This window comes from Amycolatopsis sp. NBC_01488, assembly GCF_036227105.1.
Taxonomy (GTDB): domain Bacteria; phylum Actinomycetota; class Actinomycetes; order Mycobacteriales; family Pseudonocardiaceae; genus Amycolatopsis.
The window spans coordinates 722,249-735,852 of sequence record NZ_CP109434.1 but is presented as its reverse complement, the minus strand read 5'-3'; the positions used below and the strand labels follow the sequence as shown (position 1 = coordinate 735,852).

Here is a 13,604-nt window from a genome sequence, read left to right as displayed (position 1 = left end):
GCGTCCACCTGGATTTCACGTCGGCACTGGGGCGGCGGGATCGGTCAGGTAGTGCCGGATGACCGGGGTGACCCAGGCTTCCAGTTCGGCACGCCCCATGTGCGCCAGGGGCGGCACCTTCAGCACGTAGCGCGAGAGGGCCAAGCCGAGAATCTGTGAGCCGAGGAGCGCGGCGCGCTCGGGGGCACGGTCGGCCGCGACGGTGGCCACGGCCGGGGTGACCTGGCTGGTGAACAGTTCCAGCATCTTCACCGCCGCGGCTTCGCTGGTCGTGGCCGCGCGCAGCAGGGAAAGGAATCCGGCGTCGTCCTCCCAGACGCTGAAGAACCGTGGCATCAGCACGTGCCCGAGCTCGTCGGCCGTCACCTCGGTGAGGTCGGGCAGATTCAGCTCGAACGCCGCCGCCGCGGCGAAGAGGCCTTCCTTCGTGCCGAAGTAGCGGATGACCATCGCCGGGTCGACGCCGACGTCCGCGGCCACGTCGCGCAGCCGCACCCGGTCGAATCCCTGTGCGCCGAAGCGTTCTCGTGCGGCTTCGAGGATCGCGGCGCGCGTGGCGGGGGCGGAACGTCGGCGGGTTTCGGGCATGACGTCAGCATAAGTCATCGATGGTTGACTTCGCCCGGCGGTGCTCGTACCGTTAAAGTCACCCGCTGTTGACTTAGGAGGTTCTGATGGGCACCGTAGATGTCGTCGTGGTCGGAGGCGGCCCGACGGGCTGCATGCTGGCCGGGGAGCTGGCCCTGGCCGGTCGGTCGGTCGTGGTCGTCGAAAAGCACGCCGAGGCTTCGCCGCTCAGCCGGGCGTTCGGGACCCACGCCCGGACGCTGGAGGTCCTGGACACCCGCGGCCTCGCCGACGAGCTGGTCGCCACGGGTACCAAGGCGGGCAGCCTGAGCCTGTGGAAGAGCGCGGGGCTCGACCTCACCCAGCTGCCGTCCAGGTTTCCGTTCCTGCTCGTGACGCCGCAGCGCAACGTGGACGCGTTGCTCGAGAAGTACGCCCGGGATCACGGCGCGCAGATCGTGCGCGGAGCCGGTGTCACGGGCCTGGAGCAGCTGGACGACGGCGTCGTCGTCCAGGCCGGTGACCTCGTGTGGAAAGCGTCCTATGTGGTCGCCGCCGACGGTGCGCACAGCACCGTCCGGCGCCTGACCGGCACGGAGTTCCCGGGCAAGACGCTGCTGAGGTCGATCATGCTCGCCGACGCGTACCTCGCCGAGCCGCCGGACACCGTCATCACCGTGGACGCCGTCAAGAACAGCTTCGCGTTCCTCGCGCCCTTTGGCGACGGTTGGTTCCGCATCATCGCCTGGGATCGCCGTCACGAGGACGACCCGGCCTTCCGCGCCGAACCGGCCTTGGTCCGCGACATCCTCCGGCGGACCATGGGCACCGACTTCGGCATGGGCGAGACCCGGTGGATTTCCCAGTTCCGCAGCGACGAACGCCAGATCGGCACCTATCGCTCGGGCAGGGTGTTCTTCGCCGGCGACGCTGCCCACGTCCATTCGCCCGCGGGCGGTCAGGGCATGAACACGGGCATCCAGGACGCGGCCAACCTCGGCTGGAAACTGGCCACCGTCCTCGACGGCGCCGACCCCGCGATCCTCGACACCTACCAAGCCGAACGACACCCGGTCGGGAAGCTGGTGCTCCGCACCAGCGGAGCCACCATCCGGATGATGACGTTGCGGTCGTGGCCGATGCGGATGTTGCGCAACCACGCACTCGCAGCGCTACTGCGAAGCCGCAGGTTCTCCGGCAAAGCTGCCGGGATGTTCACCGGGACCGGGATCCGCTACCGCCGCGCGTCGTCCGAACACACGCTGGTCGGCACCCCCGCCGGCGAGGTCGCATTGCGGGAAGGCCGGTTGCTCGAGGCTTTGCGCCACGGCGAGTTCGTGCTCGTGGCCGGCCGCGAAGCCGGACACGTGCGGGCCCCGATGCCGGTGGTGCACCGCACCGACGACGGACCGGGGCTGCTGGTGCGGCCGGACGGCTACGTCGCTTGGGCCGGCGACGTCACATCCGGGGACTGGGCCGCCGTCCTCGGCCGGTGGACCGCGCCTGCCCGCGAACGGAGGGCTCCCTGATGCAGATCGTCGTCATCCGCTTCACCGTGCGCGAAGAGTGGACAGGCCGGTGGCTCCACCTCGTCGACGAATTCACCCGCGCCACGCGAGCCGAGGACAGCAACCTCTGGTTCTGGTGGGCGCGCTGTGTCGACGAACCGAACGTCTTCTTCCTGATAGAAGGGCACTGCGAGGACGGCGTCGAGCGGCACCTGAAGTCACCGCTGATCCCGAAGATCCAACGCGAGTGGCCCGGCGCCCTCGTCGAGACACCACGGGTGCTCATGACAACGATGCCCGGAGACGACTGGCAGGAGCTGGCTCTCCTGCCCGTGCCGGTCCAGTGACCCAACTGCCATCGGCGATGGACCTGGCGTCGACGATAGCGCCGAAAGCGAAAGCCACCGTTGTTGCCTTTGACCCCGGGATGTGCGACGGCAAGCTCAGGTATCGCGCGCCTGCTGGGTGGGGGCGACGTTCCAGGACGGCGGGAGTTCGTGACCGTCGATTTCCCCGACGCCGAACGCGGCGGCGATGTCCTTGTCGCTGGTGGTGGAGGCGGACCGACCGCACATCAGCCGGGGATGTTGCGGGGGTCGTGGCCGTAGGTGTTGCGTTCGCCGATTTTGCCGTCGAGGTTGCGGATGAAGTGCTCGACCTTGCGCTCGCGGGCCAGGTCACGGCCTCCGGTGACGGCGGCTTCCTTGGTGTCGAAGGTGCTCTTCTCCGGCGCGGAGCTTCCCTCGATCTTGTTCTGCCACTGGCCGTTTTCGTGGTAGGTCTCGACGTCGCCCTTCACAGGTTCGCTCCTTCCCTTTATGGGCTCTTGCTGGGAGAGGAGTACCCGTCCTGTCCGGGCGAAACCCCGCCGTCGCGGGTCAGGGCGACGGCAGGGCGGCCGGCTTCTTGTGGAGGTCGAGGAGGAGGTCGCCGTGGTCGTCGATGCGGTCGAGGACGTCCTCGGCGGTGAACACCAGCCGGCTGGTGTGCCGGCAGGCGGCGACCTCGTCCCAGGTGATCGGCGTGGACACCGTCGGGTGGTCGGGGCCGCGCAGGGAGTACGGGGCGACGGTGGTCTTGGCGGGGTTGTTCTGGGACCAGTCGATGAACACCCGGTTGGTGCGCTGGTTCTTGGCCATGACGGCGGTGACGGTGTCGGGGGTTTCGCGGGCGAGCCGCTGCGCGAGTTTCTTGGCGTAGGCCGACGGCGCGTCGGTGTCGATCGCGGCGTAGAGCTGCATCCTTATCCGGACTACGGATCACAAGGACGGTGGGACAACGTCTACCGCACCAGAACGGCTACCTGACGCGACGATCAGGGTGGCTCTTTTCCTCCGGAAGCTCAACGTATGGCCGGTCGCCGCCCAGTGCGGCCAGTACGGTCCGGTAGGTCAGGTCGGTCCGTGCGCCCACCTCGCCCGCCGCGGCGCCCAGCATCGGCGAGTCAGTCGGCAGCTGTGCTGCTTCGTGGACGACGGCCAGGTAGATGGCGCAGCACCACGCCGTATCGGTGGCGGTGATTTCGCCGGCTTCGCGCAACCGCCTGAACAGCAGTTCGAGCCCGGCCGTGACTTCGGGGCTCAGGGGTGTCATCTTGGTGGCCGGGTCCACGGTGAGTTCCATGATCGCCCGGTTGTCGACCTTGAGCTCGAAGAGCAGCTCCGTCAGCCGGTACAGCGCCGCGACGGGGGGCGCCGTCGCCACTCGCGCCTGCTCGAGCCCGCGCAGGTAGCGCTCGTTGAGCAGGCCGGTCAGCGCCTCCAGCAACGCCTTCCGGGACGAGAACCGGCGGTGGACGGTGGCGCGCGCGAGCCCTGCGGCGTCGGCGATCCGCTCCAGCGTGGCGGTCGCGTCGACCGCGAGCACCTCCTCGGCGGCCGCCAGGATCCGCGCCGTGCTGCGCTCCGCGTCCGCCCGCAAGCGCCTCGGTTCGGCGTCTGCGCTCACCCGGAACCCCCCTTCTCGCTCGGCTCAACTGAGACATCCCGCATCAGCTTACATCCGAAGCATCAACGTCTCGACTCCTCGACTAAATGAGACTTCGGTGTAGTATTTGTAGGGTCAAGTCAGACGTGAACGGAGAACCACCATGGATCTGGATCTTGCGGGCAAGCGTGTCCTCGTGACGGGGGCGAGCCGGGGCATCGGGCTGGCGACGGTCGAGGCGTTCGTCGCCGAAGGCGCCGAAGTCGTCGCCGTGTCGCGGAAGAGCAGCCCTGCGCTCGAAGCCACCGGCGCGAGGTTCGTGTCCGCCGACCTCCTCGACCCTGCCGCGCCGCGGCGCGTACTCGACGCCGTGCTCGCGGACGCCTCCCGCCTCGACGTGCTCGTCAACAACGCGGGCGGCGGTGAAGCGTCCGGCGCCGACCTCCTCGACCCCGTCGGCGGTTCCAGCGCGGCGTGGGACGACGTGCTCGCGCTGAACCTGCGCGCTGCCGTGGAGATGACGCGGGCCGCGCTGCCGGCGTTGTCGCGGGCGCGGGGAGCGATCGTGAACATCAGCTCGAGTTCGGCGCGCGATCCGCGTGGGGTGCCGCTGTCCTATGCCGCGGCCAAGGCCGGGCTGAGCGCGTTTTCCCGCGGGTTGGCGGAGAAACTGGGGGAGACGGGCGTCCGGGTCAACGTCGTCACCCCCGGCGCCACCCGGACCGCGATCCTGACGAGCCCGGACGGCTACATGGGACGGCTGTCGGCGAGCATGGGCATCGACCACGAGTCGTTGCTCGCGGCCATCCCCGAGCAGTCGGGAATGGTGACCGGCAAGCTGATCGAGCCCGTTGAGATCGCGAGGGCGGTGCTTCTGCTGGCGTCGCCGACGATGCCCAGCGCGGTGGGCTCCAACTGGAGCGTAGACGGAGGCGTCCTCAAGACGCCGTAGAAAACTTGCTTGGCGGTGTCTCGCGAGTTAAGTTCGCCAACGATCCTAAAGGGCGGGAGATCGACGCGATCAGTGACCTATGTCGCTCAAAGCAAGCCAGCGGGGTTCCAGCTCGGCAGCCAGTTTCGCAAGCAGGCCAAAGAAACTTTCGTCTTTGCGAAACAGTCCGGCCGCATCCCTTACTTTCACTTCGACGGGCCGCCGGCCGCCCAGGTGCTGGCGAAGCTGGCGGAGTATGGGCAACGGTACGGCGTCGAACCCGTTATTGATATCGGACCTCTTGGGTGATTTAATTGTATGAATTTCACGGCTGGTTTGGACTGGCGGAGACTCCGGAAGAAATTGAGGCTGCGAGATTTGACGAGTCTATGAATGTTCTCCGCCAACGCGTTTCCGCTATTGACTGGGCTTCCGGTGAAGTGCAACTGAGAGTTTTTAACGGTCTGCACTTCTTAACCGTCGATGGCGCTCCTAATCGTCGTAGGGACGAAGCGCGCGAGCTTACCGAACTATTGGAGCACGTCGCTCGGGAGTTTCGCGGATCGTGGGGTGTCTTGTACGAACGGTCAGACGATATGGATAGCCCTCCTGGGCCCGGCGCTTTTCGGGTTCGTGTCATGGCTCGCGGTAAAATATCTGAGCGCCTAGATCCGTTTCTTTCCCCTGTTCGCCCAATAATCGAAGATTGACGTGACGCTAGTTCACTATTGCGACTGTAACCTTATCTGGCGGCCTTGGCCATATCCGATCGTGTCGGGTCGGGCGTGGGCGCGGTGATGGCAGCCGACGCTGTGAACCGTCACGCAGTTGATCCGTGATGGTGGCATTCCGTTGGCTGAATTCCCTGCAGTTACTCTTCGCTCGGCGCTGCTGCGAGGCCAGTTTGTTTGCCGCCGCACTGCCATTGTGGCCGCTAGCCAGGGACAGAGATGGATGAGGCACCGACCATCATCTCGATCTGCTCTCGCGCGCTGCCACATGGCCGCAGGGGCGGGGCCGCGCGTGTCCCGCCCCTGCGACATGAACTGGGCCGGTCGCTGCGGAGCAGGATTGACCACTGCTCGCGCCGGCGCAATTCACCGCAGCCGCCGGCGAACGCGTCGGGACCTGCTTCCGGCAAAGCCTCCGAGCTGCGCCATTACGGCATCGACGTCACTGTCCACGCGACCGTGTTTGCGGGCTGTTCGATGTTTGTGGGCGAGCCGGCCTGGTTGAGCCGCGGCGGAGTGAACTGCGGTGGGTTGGTAGCGGCCGCGGCATTCTTGCGGCAGCCCGAAGTCAATCTGCCCAGCCTCGTTGTATACGACGATCTTGCCGTCGGGCACTGCAGGCTGGCCGTCGAGGGCGGGGCCGAGGACGCCGGTAAGGTCGCCGAACTCGTGGGCGAAGCCGATGCCGTTGCGGCTGGTGAGCACAGTGGTGCTGTCGGCCTTGGCGAGCATCGACTTAATCCACTCCGGGTCGTCGGAAGAGCGCTGAGTCGCCATGCCCAACCTCCGTCTTCGCGGCGTTTACGCCCAGGAACGACGGTAACCTGATCGGCCTAGCTGTGCTGTGTCTGCGCTGGTCAACGCCCTAACTAGGGAAGCGCGTACGACCTCGAACACGCCACCGCGGCTGTCTGGATGTGGGAGTTATTCGGCGCGCCGCTGGTCAGCCGAACGGTCGTCTGAGGACTAGATGCCGTGCTTCGCGCAGGACGGCTTGGGCGATCTCGTCGTCGCGCAGGTTCGGCGCGGCTGCCGGCCGCGACGACGACGGTGGCGACGTCGTGCAGCTTGACGTTGGTGCGCTGGGAGATCTCACGCAAGGTGGTGAACGCCTCGTCCGCGCTCCAGCCGCGGATCAGCGTGAACATGCCCTTGGTGTGTTCGATGACGGGCTGGGTGTCCAGCGCGTCCCTAGGCTGGTCGCGCTCGAGCGCGACGGCGTTCGAGTTGTCGTCAATCCCCGTCCGCTAATCAAATCGCACTGTCGGCTGTTGCTCTGAGCACAACCTGACGGGAGGGACTGGCTGGCTGCCGTTGTCGGTCGTCACATTCGGCCGCTGCCGGTGCAATACACGTATTCGCTTCTGCGATATTCGTCAGGGGTCACGCGGGCTGTGCCTCGGCCTCGTGGGCGGCGAGCTTTGTCGCACTCTGCGGCGAACGTCGCGGGCCTGCCGCTGTCGCTGCGATACAGCGCTTCCACTTTGGGACGGTACGCCCTGGCCGGATGGCCCGAACCCGTGTGCGGCTTGTCGCTCGCGCTACAGGGCACGGTGAACTCCTGCGCTGTGGTGAGGGGTCGCGTTGTGGTGCGTGTCCAGGACCGCTCCATAGGCGACAGAGAGGAAGCTGATTCGGCGAAGAACCTCGGTGGGCGACCGGATCGGGTGCTAGCGCCGAGTTTGACGGCGTCGGCTGGGCCGGCCCGGAGCCGGTTTCCGGTGGCTCGGTCCGCGGTGGCCGGCGGCGACGATGGCGCGGAGATCGTCGTCTGTAAAGCGGAGGTGTTTGCCGACGAAGGTGCAGGGGATGAGGCGCTGGCCGGCTTTGCGGCGGAGCCACGACTCGCCGATGGTCAGCCGCTTGGCTGCGGCGGCCGGTGTGTAGAGGAGTCGGTCTGCGTCTTCGGTGGCGGAGCCGGTGGGCACGGATGGCCTCGGTGGCGCGGGTGTCACGGCGCCGGAGCGGCGAAGTGGATCATCGGTTTGCATGGCGGCCTCGAAGTGCGCGACAGGTTGTGGTCGCTGCTAACTCCGCTCGGCCGCCTTGGGGGAGACAGAACGGCGGTGATCCGCTGTCAACCGCATCGAGGCTGGCTTAGGTCGGTGGCGGAGCCTGCGATCGACGCCGCGGAGGTGCCCGGTCAGAGAACCTTTGGTGATCCACCTGTTCGGGGGACGCTGCTGGGGCACTTTTCGTGACCCCATTTCGCCGCCGTCGGCGCGGTGCCCCAGTTTTGCCCCAGCTACTCGTCGGTAGCTGAACGTCTTCTTGGCGAAACTCAAAGTTCGCCGATACGAAAAAACCGCCCTACCTCGCCAGTTGTCAAAGGTGGGCGGTGTTTCGTCACTGTGGAGCTAAGGGGACTCGAACCCCTGACCCCCTCACTGCCAGGAGGGTCGATCATGGTCCTGACCTGCGGCGATAGAGAATCGCCTAGTGAAATGATGCGCTTGACTGCCGTTGTTGGCAACTGTGTGTTGTTGAGTGCAGTTGTGACAGGGGGTTTGCCCCAGCTGTGCCCCAGTGAAATTAGTGAGAGGACTGGCCGCGCTCGTCTCGGACATCCAGCCCAGCTGGCAGGGCGATCGGGGATTGGCTCCGGCGGCAACGGTGAAGCCCTGGGACGGGAGGGAAGTCAGGGTTTCCAAGATCCGGTGAAGAGCGCCATCTCGACGCCGTCCGGTTCGCCGCCGAACTCGGGACGGGTGGCCTGGTCCGCCGCCCAGCGCAGGTAGGCCAGCCAGGTGCCGGCCCACCACGCCGTCCGGTACTTCCCGGCCGACCCTGCTGATGCGGGCAGCCGACTCGCCACGACCCGGTCCAGGATCAACGGCTGGATCCCTCCTGCACCGCGGCGATAGCCTGCGAAGTAGAGCAGCTTCGTGAAGAAGGCTGCTCCGAGGCCGGTGAGCTTCGCGGTGGTCGTGAATCGCTCGTAGCAGTCTTCGAGCACGGCCGGGGTGACGGCGTCCGGACGTAGTTCGCTGAGCGCGGCTTCCAGCCTCTCGGCGGCGTGCTCCTGGGTCAGGATGCGGCCGGTCCTGAACGGCCCGTATCCGCGGATCCCGTGCCCCCAGGCCAGCACGCCTGCCGCGAGCTGCACGCTCGAGACATCCCGCGCGCGCCAGCGCTCGGCGAGGACGAAGACCTCGTTGCGCCAGACCTTCCCGCTTACGGCGAAGCTCGCCGGCCAGGCGCCCGGAGGGAGCGCGGCCGTCCACCGCGTCGAGTCGACCGGGATCGGCTCCGGTTCACCGGGAAGCGCATCATGCGGCATGAGCACGAAGTCGCCTGGGAGCGGACGCTCATTACACCTCCTGGTCTTGCCGGACAGTCAATGCCACCTCGCCCGCGATAGTGCATGCTGCGCGGCTGCCGAGTTCGTGAATGAGGCTTGGGTACGCAGCCGCACAGTGGTGGAACTCCGCGGGTGAGCGTCGGGGTCCAGGTCGCCAGGTCGCGCCACCGCTGGTGGCGACGCAGCCGGTAGCTGGGCAGTGCCTCAGCTATCGAGCTGCGGGTGAGTTCCGCCCGGATCGCGCCCGGCATGGTGAGCGAGAAGCGGTACACGACGTAGGTCATGGTGCTCGACGCTCAGCCGGAGCATGTGCCGGACGCACTCGATGACCATGATCCGTTCGCCATGCGGAGCAGCCCACGGACCTGCGCGATAGCTCATTGGCATGACAAAGTTGCTTCGCGGGCAGCGTCCTGCGTGGCGAAAGTCAGCGCCCAGCCAGCAGCGACACCGTCAGGGCAGTGCTGAAGGCCGCCACCAGCGGCCAGTTCCTCACTCGGCCGGTGCTGGCCCTGGCCGGGTACATGCGTGTGCCGCACCCTGCCTACGCAGCCGCTGACATACCCCGTGTCGCAGGCAGGTCCGCCGGTGTCATAGTTTGTCGACCATCGTTCTGGGGAGGCATGGATGACCCGCCGTCTTCGGGCTGCCGTTCTGGCGACAATGCTCGGACTCTCCGCTTGTCGGCCCGCCCAGGAGACTCAGCCGGCCGGACTGGATTCCCCTCGGACGAACATCCTGATCGAGACACCAGGCAACGAGCCGGTGGCCGAATACGAGGGCACGCCGACGTACTACCCGTGCGCCATACTCACCAACGACGTCATCGCCGCTGCAGGGCTGAAGTACACCGACCACGCTCTCGCCGGCGGCACCCGACTCAGCCCGGGCGCCGACCGTCCGGAGCTTGCAGGCACCACGTTCGAACCGATCTCCTGCGGCGGCCACCTCCAACGAGCCGCCGGCCGCCGCGACGAACCGGACATCACTCTCACGACGCTCAATGTCAAGCTCTCGAGCGCTTCCGCTTGGCGTCTGGCCACGTCGCCGCAAGCGGGGAAGGCCGGAACCGCCAACGGCGTCGAGTATCACCGTCGCCCGGATCAAGGCGACGACGAAATCACGGTGGCCTTCACCGACGGCGGTCACGGCGCGGCCAACGCCTTCACCCTCGAATTGGACCACTTCTCAGCGATAGCGGACGGCGAAAACGCCCTGGCCAAGCTCATCGACGGCATCACCAAGAACATCACGGCAGGTCCCCGGCCGATGCCCGAGCACAGCTACCCGGATCCCTACCACCTGACCGCCGAGCCGTGCGACGCCATGCCCCCCGAGGTCTTCACCGCGGTCACGGGCCGGCCGACCGACGGCCTTCAGAGGGACTTGTTCGGCGTGGACGAGAGCTCCGTGGTGAACCATCACGCGGTCCAGATCACCTGTCAACGCGTGTCCCTGTTCGACCGAACCGAACGGGATCCGGCGAGCCTGTCTGTCGAGCAGACGATCTACGCGGAGGGCCCCGCCGTCGCGGCCGGTGCCGCTCAGGAAATGTGCGCTTACGAGGCAACCACAAAGGACAGCAGCCCCCTGCCCCGGCCCGTTGGTGACGAGAGTTGCGGTGTGCTGGGAGACAGCGTGACCGGCGGGGCCACGGTTTACTTCCACGTCGGCCGCACAATGGTCCGAGTAAGCCTCAACTCGCACGAGATCACCGGACCGCTCGCGATCGCCAAAGTAGCCGACGGCGCGCAGCGGATCTACACGCTCCTCAACCGCTGAGCCGGCCGCCAGGCACCTCCTGCGCGGTCTGGCTTCCGGACTGCGTCGGCCGCAGCAGAGCGAGAGGACGCGAAAAGGGGCCCGGACCGGGAAACTCCCGGCCCGGGCCAGTCAGGTCTAGAGGATCGTGATGGCTCGCGGAGCTGGGACCTCGCTGTTGAAGACGAAGTTGTCGTGCCACTTGATGCTGTCTCCGACGAATTTCGTGCCGTCGGAGGTGGCGACGTAGACGTCGCCGGCGGTGCCGCGGGTGAAGGTGGCGATGTCGTCTTTGCCGTCGCCGTTGAAGTCCCCAACGGCGGGGATTTCGTCGTTGGCGGCGAAGTGGTCATGCCACTTGGCACTGGTGCCCACGAACTTCGTACCGTCGGAGATGGCAACGAAGGCATCGGCGGCGGAGCCGCGCGTGAAGACGACGAGGTCGTCCTTGCCGTCACCGTTGAAGTCGCCGACCGCGGGGATCTCACTGTTGAACGCGAAGTTGTCGTGCCACTTCACGCCGTCACCGACGAACTTGGTGCCGTCGGAGGTAGCCACGTAGACATCGGCAGTGGTGCCGCGGGTGAAAACGGCGATGTCGTCTTTGCCGTCGCCGTTGAAGTCACCGACGTAAGGCAGTTCGTCGTTGATACCGAAGTGGTCGTGCCACAGGGTTGCGGTGCCGAACTTCGTGCCGTCGGAGAGTGCGACGAGGACGTCGGCCGTGCTGCCGCGTTTGAAGATGGCGATGTCGTCTTTGCCGTCGCCGTTGAAGTCTCCGACGGCGGGAATCTCGTCGTTGATGCCGAAGTTGTCGTGCCAGAGCACGCCGTTGCCGTTGAACTTGGTGCCGTCGGAGAGCGCGACGTAGACGTCTCCGCTCGTCCCCCGGGCGAAGGTCGCGACGTCGGCTTTGCCGTCTCCATCGAAGTCGCCGGACAGCGGGATTTCGGTGCCGATGGAGAACCGGTCGTGCCACAGCACGCTGTTGCCGGTGAACTTCGTCCCGTCCGAGTTGGCCACGTAGACGTCGCCTGCTGTGCCGCGGGTGAAGGTGGCGATGTCGCCCTTGCCGTCACCGGTGAAGTCGACAGGGATGGCGAGCGGGGTGGAGGCGGACACGACATCGGTCGGCGGTGCGCTCCGCCCGTCCGCGGTCACGGCGACGACCTGGTAGTAGCGGGTCTGCTTGGCCGGGACCGACGTCTGGGTCAGTGTGGTGGCCTGGGTCGTGTTCACCAGGTGGGCAGCGTCGATCGGGACTGGAGTAGTGGTCGAGCTGTACACGCGGTAGGAGGCGTTGTCCTGCGCGGCGAGTGCGCTCCAGCTGACGGTGACCGAGTGACCGACAGCCTTGGCGGACGGGACGAGAACCTGCTGCCGGATCCAGTCGACGAGGTCGTCGGTGCGGTCCGCGGTAGTGCCTTGCCGGGTCTCGGTCGAGACCAGGCAGCCGTGTCCCCACGTCGTCGTCACAACACCCGCGAGGTCAGTGTGGCCGGCGTTTTCGCGGAAGACCGGGCCGCCGGCGTCGCCTTTGCAGGCGTCGGCGCCCTGGTCCCCGGTCAGCACCAGCTTGGTCGAGCTGGTCGATGCGACGGTGAACGGGCTTGTCTGCAGCTGGTCAGGCGCCCACGTGGAGGTGGTGCGGCCGTAGCCGGCGACGCGCAGTACATCCCCGGTCGTAGAAGCTGTGGTGCCGAGTGACACCGGGGTGACGTCGGTGATCGGGGTGTCGAGACGCGCGAGCATCGTGCTGCGATCCGCCCGAGCGATCAGGCTGGTGACCGTGGCGACATGCCCGCCGGTGCCGCTGAGCTTCGTGCGGCCGACCGTCACCGTGGTCGGCTTGGCGGGTGTGCCGCCCTGTGGGTTCTGCGGGAAGCAGCCGGTCGAGGTGATGATCCACTGCGGTGCGACCAGCGCGCCGGTGCAGGCCGCGGTCTCGTTCGACAGTTTCGCGGCGAACGCGTAGGCGCCGTCGACGGCCCCGGTGCCGCTGGAGATGGCCTCGGCCGGCGATGCGGTCAGTATGCCACTCGCCAGCCCGGTGAGTGTCACGAGCGCGAAGGCTCTTAGCTTGTGCACGAGATTCCTGCTTTCGAAAGATGAAGATTGGGATGTTGTCGGCTACGAAAAGGCGCTGGCTGAGTGTTAGTGCGATGCGTCCAATTGCAGCAACGTGGTGGGGTCTCCCGGCGGAGTAGCAGCGATTCCCACTTCTGTGTCGAAGTTGGGGTCCACGTCCACTGCCGTGTGCACGCCGGCGTCGGTGGTCAGTTGGGCCTTGAGCCTGTGGCCCGTGTTCGTGGAGGTGCCGTCGCCTCGCACGGCGTAGACGTTCGGGACCTTCAACGTCAGGTGCCCCGTTGCGGCGGTTGCTTCGAAGCAGAGCCTGCCGTTGCCCAGCGAGCCGATGCGGTCAGTGGTCCGAACGATGATCAGTCCTGGTGCTTCGGTTGGCGGGCAGGCCTTGTAGAGGATGTGGCCGTCGCCGCTGATCAGCTGCACGTGATCGCTTGCCAGGATCGCGTCGGCCCCCGGATATGTGTAGTCCTCGACCGCGGACGGCTGTTCCTCCGCCGCAGAGGCGGCGCCGCTGGCTGGGGTGACACTGATGCTCACTGCCACGGCCGCGACCGCCGCGAAAGCTCCTGCGCCTAACAGCCTCCTGTACAACTTGCGCATCTCTTCCCCTCCATAGTCGAATTGCGACATATGACCCAATGTGGACGTCGGCATCAAAACGATGCCGGGCAGCGCGAGACTAAGCAGCTCGCCCAGGAGGCGGCATTGTGATGTCAATCACCTCTTGGTGGCGGTTGACCGGTTCCTGATCGCCCGGTAAATGTTTGAACGCGCGTTTTACGTCGGGGCGG

15 protein-coding genes and 1 pseudogene are annotated in these 13,604 nt (G+C 66.6%); 6 read left to right on the top strand and 10 right to left on the bottom strand.

Annotation, left to right across the window (positions count from 1 at the left end; all coding sequences use genetic code 11):
- Positions 1-15 precede the first annotated feature (15 nt).
- Entirely contained in the window at positions 16-588 is a 573-nt protein-coding gene (locus OG738_RS03495; RefSeq protein WP_329051146.1) for a TetR/AcrR family transcriptional regulator, read from the bottom strand.
- Positions 589-674: 86 nt separating this feature from the next.
- Here OG738_RS03495 and OG738_RS03490 point away from each other — a divergent pair, with 86 nt between their 5' ends.
- Positions 675-2,096 (top strand): FAD-dependent oxidoreductase, encoded by a 1,422-nt coding sequence (locus tag OG738_RS03490; protein ID WP_329051145.1) that lies wholly within the window; start codon positions 675-677, stop codon positions 2,094-2,096.
- Positions 2,096-2,422, top strand: a complete 327-nt coding sequence (locus OG738_RS03485) for a putative quinol monooxygenase (protein ID WP_329051142.1) — start codon at positions 2,096-2,098, stop codon at positions 2,420-2,422. The genes OG738_RS03490 and OG738_RS03485 overlap by 1 nt, the downstream gene beginning before the upstream one ends.
- A 96-nt stretch (positions 2,423-2,518) precedes the next feature.
- On the opposite strand, the gene OG738_RS03480 is transcribed toward OG738_RS03485, so the two are convergent.
- From OG738_RS03480 to OG738_RS03465, 4 genes and pseudogenes are all read right to left on the bottom strand, one after another.
- Complete coding sequence (locus OG738_RS03480; protein ID WP_329051141.1) at positions 2,519-2,650, bottom strand: SOS response-associated peptidase family protein; 132 nt, start codon at positions 2,648-2,650, stop codon at positions 2,519-2,521.
- Positions 2,650-2,874: a DUF2188 domain-containing protein gene (locus OG738_RS03475; RefSeq protein ID WP_329051140.1), complete on the bottom strand. Its 225-nt coding sequence runs from the start codon at positions 2,872-2,874 to the stop codon at positions 2,650-2,652. The genes OG738_RS03480 and OG738_RS03475 overlap by 1 nt, the downstream gene beginning before the upstream one ends.
- Positions 2,875-2,953: 79 nt before the next feature.
- Positions 2,954-3,316: pseudogene (gene ligD, locus OG738_RS03470) on the bottom strand (non-homologous end-joining DNA ligase LigD); the annotation flags it as partial.
- A gap of 58 nt (positions 3,317-3,374) precedes the next feature.
- Complete coding sequence (locus OG738_RS03465) at positions 3,375-4,022, bottom strand: TetR/AcrR family transcriptional regulator (protein WP_329051138.1); 648 nt, start codon at positions 4,020-4,022, stop codon at positions 3,375-3,377.
- A gap of 142 nt (positions 4,023-4,164) precedes the next feature.
- Between OG738_RS03465 and OG738_RS03460 the strand changes: the two genes are divergently transcribed.
- The 3 genes from OG738_RS03460 (at position 4,165) to OG738_RS03450 (ending at position 5,642) form a co-directional block, all read left to right on the top strand.
- Positions 4,165-4,953: an SDR family NAD(P)-dependent oxidoreductase gene (locus OG738_RS03460; protein ID WP_329051136.1), complete on the top strand. Its 789-nt coding sequence runs from the start codon at positions 4,165-4,167 to the stop codon at positions 4,951-4,953.
- Between the two features lie 72 nt (positions 4,954-5,025).
- Positions 5,026-5,241, top strand: a complete 216-nt coding sequence (locus OG738_RS03455) for a restriction endonuclease fold toxin (RefSeq protein WP_442875860.1) — start codon at positions 5,026-5,028, stop codon at positions 5,239-5,241.
- A gap of 5 nt (positions 5,242-5,246) precedes the next feature.
- Positions 5,247-5,642, top strand: a complete 396-nt coding sequence (locus tag OG738_RS03450) for an Imm7 family immunity protein (protein WP_329051135.1) — start codon at positions 5,247-5,249, stop codon at positions 5,640-5,642.
- 387 nt (positions 5,643-6,029) lie between these two features.
- On the opposite strand, the gene OG738_RS03445 is transcribed toward OG738_RS03450, so the two are convergent.
- From OG738_RS03445 to OG738_RS03435, 3 genes are all read right to left on the bottom strand, one after another.
- On the bottom strand, positions 6,030-6,440 hold the full coding sequence (locus OG738_RS03445) for a hypothetical protein (protein ID WP_329051134.1): 411 nt from the start codon (positions 6,438-6,440) through the stop codon (positions 6,030-6,032).
- A gap of 92 nt (positions 6,441-6,532) precedes the next feature.
- Positions 6,533-6,811, bottom strand: a complete 279-nt coding sequence (locus tag OG738_RS03440; RefSeq protein WP_329051133.1) for an ANTAR domain-containing protein — start codon at positions 6,809-6,811, stop codon at positions 6,533-6,535.
- Between the two features lie 1,490 nt (positions 6,812-8,301).
- Entirely contained in the window at positions 8,302-8,943 is a 642-nt protein-coding gene (locus tag OG738_RS03435) for an 8-oxoguanine DNA glycosylase OGG fold protein (RefSeq protein ID WP_329051132.1), read from the bottom strand.
- 648 nt (positions 8,944-9,591) lie between these two features.
- Between OG738_RS03435 and OG738_RS03430 the strand changes: the two genes are divergently transcribed.
- Positions 9,592-10,746 (top strand): hypothetical protein, encoded by a 1,155-nt coding sequence (locus OG738_RS03430; protein ID WP_329051131.1) that lies wholly within the window; start codon positions 9,592-9,594, stop codon positions 10,744-10,746.
- Positions 10,747-10,863: 117 nt separating this feature from the next.
- On the opposite strand, the gene OG738_RS03425 is transcribed toward OG738_RS03430, so the two are convergent.
- Both OG738_RS03425 and OG738_RS03420 read right to left on the bottom strand, forming a co-directional pair.
- Positions 10,864-12,786: an FG-GAP-like repeat-containing protein gene (locus OG738_RS03425; RefSeq protein WP_329056539.1), complete on the bottom strand. Its 1,923-nt coding sequence runs from the start codon at positions 12,784-12,786 to the stop codon at positions 10,864-10,866.
- A gap of 93 nt (positions 12,787-12,879) precedes the next feature.
- Entirely contained in the window at positions 12,880-13,443 is a 564-nt protein-coding gene (locus tag OG738_RS03420) for a hypothetical protein (RefSeq protein ID WP_329051130.1), read from the bottom strand.
- Positions 13,444-13,604: the final 161 nt, after the last annotated feature.

Excerpts from the sequence above, each read along its gene's own strand:
- OG738_RS03485 (WP_329051142.1), top strand. The coding sequence starts at position 2,096 with ATGCAGATCGTCGTCATCCGCTTCACCGTGCGCGAAGAGTGGACAGGC.
- OG738_RS03440 (WP_329051133.1), bottom strand. The coding sequence starts at position 6,811 with ATGTTCACGCTGATCCGCGGCTGGAGCGCGGACGAGGCGTTCACCACC.
- OG738_RS03435 (WP_329051132.1), bottom strand. The coding sequence starts at position 8,943 with ATGCCGCATGATGCGCTTCCCGGTGAACCGGAGCCGATCCCGGTCGAC.
- OG738_RS03490 (WP_329051145.1), top strand. The coding sequence starts at position 675 with ATGGGCACCGTAGATGTCGTCGTGGTCGGAGGCGGCCCGACGGGCTGC.
- OG738_RS03460 (WP_329051136.1), top strand. The coding sequence starts at position 4,165 with ATGGATCTGGATCTTGCGGGCAAGCGTGTCCTCGTGACGGGGGCGAGC.
- OG738_RS03430 (WP_329051131.1), top strand. The coding sequence starts at position 9,592 with ATGACCCGCCGTCTTCGGGCTGCCGTTCTGGCGACAATGCTCGGACTC.
- OG738_RS03420 (WP_329051130.1), bottom strand. The coding sequence starts at position 13,443 with ATGTCGCAATTCGACTATGGAGGGGAAGAGATGCGCAAGTTGTACAGG.
- OG738_RS03480 (WP_329051141.1), bottom strand. The coding sequence starts at position 2,650 with ATGTGCGGTCGGTCCGCCTCCACCACCAGCGACAAGGACATCGCCGCC.
- OG738_RS03445 (WP_329051134.1), bottom strand. The coding sequence starts at position 6,440 with ATGGCGACTCAGCGCTCTTCCGACGACCCGGAGTGGATTAAGTCGATG.
- OG738_RS03495 (WP_329051146.1), bottom strand. The coding sequence starts at position 588 with ATGCCCGAAACCCGCCGACGTTCCGCCCCCGCCACGCGCGCCGCGATC.